4 protein-coding genes are annotated in these 3,931 nt (G+C 40.1%); all 4 read right to left on the minus strand.

Going from position 1 to position 3,931, the window contains the following annotated elements; translation table 11 throughout:
* Positions 1-70: 70 nt before the first annotated feature.
* Positions 71-253: a hypothetical protein gene (locus tag ACEYX7_RS10705; RefSeq protein ID WP_374900558.1), complete on the minus strand. Its 183-nt coding sequence runs from the start codon at positions 251-253 to the stop codon at positions 71-73.
* Positions 254-353: 100 nt separating this feature from the next.
* Positions 354-1,736 (minus strand): adenylosuccinate lyase, encoded by a 1,383-nt coding sequence (gene purB / locus ACEYX7_RS10710; RefSeq protein ID WP_374806973.1) that lies wholly within the window; start codon positions 1,734-1,736, stop codon positions 354-356.
* Between the two features lie 95 nt (positions 1,737-1,831).
* The gene (locus ACEYX7_RS10715) at positions 1,832-2,572 is read right to left on the minus strand and encodes a DUF489 family protein (protein WP_374900559.1); all 741 of its coding nucleotides are present in this window, start codon (positions 2,570-2,572) and stop codon (positions 1,832-1,834) included.
* Between the two features lie 39 nt (positions 2,573-2,611).
* On the minus strand, positions 2,612-3,775 hold the full coding sequence (gene mnmA / locus ACEYX7_RS10720) for a tRNA 2-thiouridine(34) synthase MnmA (protein ID WP_374804723.1): 1,164 nt from the start codon (positions 3,773-3,775) through the stop codon (positions 2,612-2,614).
* Between the last annotated feature and the right edge of the window lie 156 nt (positions 3,776-3,931).

Raw genomic sequence — 3,931 nt, forward strand, 5'->3', positions numbered from 1 at the left:
TGGCTGTCGCTAAAGCCCTTGATTGTTTCGTATCTCATCTTGTCATTATATCAAAACTTTCGCAAGAGGTCTAATATAAACTAAAGCTTAAATTTGAAATCTGAATAAAGCGGTTATAATAAAGCAATATGCCAATCATAATCAGCGTACCTGCTTGATGTAATAAATAATCATGCATATCGAGCGGATTAATCGTAGCAAGGGCAACACATAATATGACCCAGAATAAGTTTAGATATTTAATTTTATTCATGATGCTATTTTCCTTTCCCTGATTTAAAAAATCGTTATCCCAGATAGAATAACGATTTTTATCACAATGTAAAGCAGATTATTTTAAAATGGTTTTAGCCTTATTTTAAATAATCCTTTAACGCTTTAGCTTGCTGTTCGGCATTACCCGTATAGGTCGCAGGGGTCATTTTCGCCAAACGCTCACGGTCTGCCGCAGGCACAGCTGCCAATTCATCACCGTTGACAAAATTCACCATCATGTCACGTGTCATGGCTTGACCACGCGTTAATGCTTTGAGTTTTTCATATGGTTTTTCAACATTATAGCGACGCATTACGGTTTGGATTGGCTCAGCCAACACTTCTTGGGCATGGTCTAAATCTTCATTTAAACGGTCAGCATTTAACTCAAGTTTACCAACACCTTTTAAGCAAGCATCAAATGCAATTAAACTTTGTGCAAAACCGACACCCATATTACGCAATACGGTTGAGTCAGTTAAGTCACGTTGCCAACGAGAAATCGGTAATTTTTCGCCCAAGTGAGCCAATACCGCATTGGCAATGCCTAAGTTACCTTCAGAGTTTTCAAAATCAATCGGATTGACTTTATGCGGCATGGTTGAAGAGCCGACTTCGCCATCTTTAAGTTTTTGTTTGAAATAACCCAGTGAAATATAACCCCAAACATCACGATTAAAATCGATCAAAATGGTATTAAAACGACGTAAAGCATCGAACATTTCCGCCATATAGTCATGCGGTTCGATTTGTGTCGTATATGGGTTAAAAGTCAAATCTAGACTTTCTACAAAGGCTTGTGAATGCTTCGCCCAATCAATCTCTGGATAAGCCGAAAGGTGAGCGTTGTAGTTACCGACTGCACCATTGATTTTACCGAGCAATTCCACTTGTTTAAATTGTTTGACTTGGCGAGCCAAACGATACGCCACATTTGCCATCTCTTTACCCAAAGTCGTTGGGCTAGCAGTTTGACCGTGCGTGCGAGAAAGCATCGGTTGAGCCGCGTGTTTTTCTGCCAAATTCGCAATCGCATCTACGATTTGTTGCATAGATTGTACTAACACATCACGACCAGATTTGAGCATCAAAGCGTGTGATAAGTTATTGATGTCTTCTGATGTACAAGCAAAATGGATAAATTCACCAGCATTTTTGAGTTCATCAATATCTGCGATTTGTTCTTTTAGGAAATATTCTACCGCTTTGACATCGTGATTGGTCGTGCGTTCAATCTCTTTGATACGATTGGCATTTTCTTCTGAAAAATTGGCAACAATGGCATCAAGACGGGCATTGGTTTCACTTGAGAATGGTGCAATTTCTTTGATTTCTGCATGATTGGCAAGGGCTTGCAACCAACGGATTTCTACAGTTACACGAGCGTGAATCAAACCAAATTCAGACAAATACGGACGTAAAGCATCGCACTTTGACGCATAGCGACCATCTAAAGGGGAAAGGGCGGTTAAGCTATTCATAACAATATCCCAAAAGGCAAAAAATTTGTCGATATTGTAACATGAAAAAGTCTCAACATCGCTTACGAATTTAAGCAATAATGATTTTTGTATTTTTAATTTGAGCCTTGCTGATATTGCAATTGCACCAATTCTCGCACATCTTGCAAGGTTTTACTTTTACCAAAAATAAATTGCCAAGAATTGCCACCAAGCTGTCGCCACATATGGGCATAAGGCAAAGTGGTAATCAGCATGGCTCGGATTTTATTGGCTTGTTGTTGATTTTTTAAGGCATCAATTTTGCCTTTGACCATAATTTTTGGCGTGAGCGTACTTGCCGTTTCGCTATATAATTGGGCTAAATTGGCAATAATACTTGGATGTAAATAATCATATTCAAAAAAACTGAGCTGTCTTAAAATCTGTTGTTGGGTATGTTGAAATTTGGCTAAAAAAGTAGGATTTTTATAAATTTTCCGTTGTAATTGTAATAATGACAACGCATAAGTGGTTGGATAATAACTTTGTTGTACTGGCGGGATCTTGCTATTCGGCTGCGGTGGTCTAAAAGGCTGGTTTAAGCTATTTTGCAAAGCAAACAAACCCATCGAAACATCGGACAGATTATCAATATAATGCAACGGCTCGGCTGGCTGTGGATTTTGGAATTGATAATTTAAAAAACTTTTAATCATTAATAACATGGCATCATGAGCAATGTCTTGTTTGGGTTGCATACCGAATGCTAAAAGGTGAGCAATATACGCCCCTTGATAAACACCGACCAAAGCAAGGCTACGCTGTTGGCGAGCGGTAAGGCTTAGCGATGTTTTATCAAAAGGGTGAGCTAGCATAGTTTAACGCCCAATATCTGGTGAAATTTCAAAGCCCAATTACAGTAAATAAGCTGGCAATGGTGCATTGGTTTCAGCAATCACACCGCCACCTAGACAATTTTGCCCTTGATAAAATACCACTGATTGCCCTAGGGTTGCGGCACGTTGTGGCTCATCGAATACCACACGGACAGTGCCATTTTTCTCACCACTTTTATCATCATCTAGGACAAACACTGTACAATCTTGGTCGGGTTGGCGGTAACGGGTTTTTGCGGTACAGCGTAAACCTTCCTTTGGGATGGCCTGTTCACCTGCCACCCAGTCAATGACTTGTGTGGTGAGTTCGGTGCTTTGCATCAATGGATTTTCATGCCCTTGACCGACCACTAAACGTTTGTTTTTTAGGTCTTTATGTAATACAAACCATGCCCCTTCATCAGCATTTTTCATACCACCAATACCAATACCGCCACGCTGTCCCAAAGTGTAATACATCAAACCATGATGCTCGCCAATCACTTCGCCATTTTCTAGCACAATTTCGCCTTTTTGAGCAGGCAAATATTGTTTAAGAAAATCATTAAAACGACGCTCACCAATAAAGCAAATTCCTGTCGAGTCTTTCTTTTTCGCTGTCGCCAAATCTAACTGTTCAGCGATTTTACGCACTTCGGGTTTTTCCAATTCACCGACTGGGAATAGCGTCTTGTGAATTTCACGCCCATGCACGGCATGTAAAAAATAGCTTTGGTCTTTGTTATTGTCCACGCCACGCCATAGCTCAGTATAGGTTTCGCCTTGGCGATTTTGTTTGGTTTCACCACGACGGGTATAATGTCCAGTGGCGATAAAATCTGCCCCCAAAGTCATGGCATAATCCAAAAAGGCACGGAATTTAATTTCTTTATTACACAAAATGTCAGGGTTTGGCGTACGTCCTGCCGAATATTCCGCTAAGAAATATTCAAACACACGATCCCAATATTCCATGGCAAAATTGGCAGTATGCAATTTGATACCGAGCTTATCCGCCACTGCTTGTGCATCTGCCAAATCGGTCATGGCGGTGCAATATTCTGTACCGTCATCTTCTTCCCAATTCTTCATAAACAAGCCTTCCACTTGGTAGCCTTGTTGTAACAAAAGAGCAGCCGACACCGATGAATCCACGCCACCAGACATTCCGACAATCACACGTTTTTCAGCATTTGCAGTCATAAGCATCAATCAAAAATGATAAAATAACGGATATTATAGCACTTTTGGCTAAGCTTTTAAGATTTTTCATGTAAAGGAAGTTTAGGGTGTGTTGACATACAAAGAAAATCAGTTATTCTGATTATATGAATAGACTAACACTTACTGATGCCCAAT

It is taken from the genome of Hubeiibacter jixunmingi (genome assembly GCF_041928215.1).
Taxonomy (GTDB): Bacteria; Pseudomonadota; Gammaproteobacteria; order Pseudomonadales; family Moraxellaceae; genus Acinetobacter.